This is a genomic window from Liquorilactobacillus uvarum DSM 19971 (assembly GCF_001434935.1).
Classification (GTDB): Bacteria; Bacillota; Bacilli; order Lactobacillales; family Lactobacillaceae; genus Liquorilactobacillus; species Liquorilactobacillus uvarum.
The window spans coordinates 1-1,417 of the sequence record NZ_AZEG01000093.1 but is presented as its reverse complement, the minus strand read 5'-3'; the positions used below and the strand labels follow the sequence as shown (position 1 = coordinate 1,417).

The window sequence follows — 1,417 nt, the reverse complement described above, 5'->3', positions numbered from 1 at the left end:
ACAGTTATAGTTGGTAACCCTCGCCACCAATTTTCTAATGTTCATCGCCATCAAGGCAATTCCAGCTTCCTTTTTTACCTTTTCAAGGCCTCTAACCGAAAATCTTTTAAAACCCAAACAAGCCTTCAACCCACCAAAAACTGATTCGACATCTATTTTACGTCGTCCATAAATTGAACCAGTTTGGTAATTTGAAAGCAACTTGCGTTCCTTAGCTTTGAAGTACTCCCAAGCGTCATTAATACTTATTTTGCGAGGATTTCCGTTTTTAGTGAACGCTCGGTGGTCAACTTGAAAATCATTATCATATTTTTTTGCCTTATACTCTTTAAATTCACGTACAAACCCGTACTTGTCTTTGCGCTTACGGTAAGCATAAAAACTAAATCTAACTCCTTGCGGATCTATAAAATAATCATCTTTAGGGTGATATGTCCAATTCATGACCTTACGGTCATCACTTTGCCATTTGCGACTATTTTCTTTCAACATTGTCCCATACGGAATCAAAGCTGTATGTTCGGGTAATTCATCTTCAAAGTATCGATAATTTGATTCTGAACCGTATCCCGCATCGGCCACAATATACTTACCTAAAGTTTCAGCTGCTTTTTGCTGCTGTAAAAAGGGAATTAATGTTTTGGTATCTCCTGGATTTTGAAAAATGCCAAAGGCAGTTACAAATTGTTTACTCGTGGCGATTTGTAGATTATAAGCCGGTTTTAGCTGTCCGTTGAGCATTGAATCTTCTTTAACACGCATAAAAGTCGCATCATGGTCTGTTTTCGAATAACTATTCCGTTTACCATAAATTCCAGTTTGTATTTTATATTCCAATAACTTAGTTTGGCGTAACTTAAGTTTTCGTTTTAACGATTTCAGTTTTCGACGTCTGGACTTGTCTGGGTTTGGAGAGTTGTGCTCTTTTTCAATCTTTTTATTCAGATCTTTCAAGTTATTCTCTAACCGCAAGATAATTTCATCAAGCATTTCCAAAGTAAGATCTGTCTCTGCTGGGAGCTGGCACTTAAACTTAGCTTCATTTAATTCTTCCAGAAGGGATATAATCGCAGAGCGATTAAGTTTGTCAAAACGAATAGTATTCTTGCGCCAAACAAAACTATATTTATTGGCATCGGCTAAAATTTTAGTTCCATCAATAAAAGTAACCTCATCAATAAAGTTATTTTGCTTTAGATATTTTGTTAGTTTTTGAATACATTGATTGATCAAGTTCTCAACTTCATCTGAAATTCTAAAACGACAAATTGTTCGGTAAGCTGGAACTTGTTCCTGTGTCAGCCAACGGGCTGCCAAATTCTCTTCTGCCAAGGTATTAATCCGACGGCTACTGAAGATCCCTTTTGTGTACGCAAACAAAATTAATTTTAAAAGTACACGCAGATCATACTTACGC

General features: G+C 36.4%; 1 protein-coding gene. It reads right to left on the bottom strand.

Going from position 1 to position 1,417, the window contains the following annotated elements:
* Window positions 1-1,417 (bottom strand): IS1182 family transposase (locus FD20_RS12510; protein ID WP_057738924.1); only part of this gene is annotated, 1,417 nt, incomplete at both ends.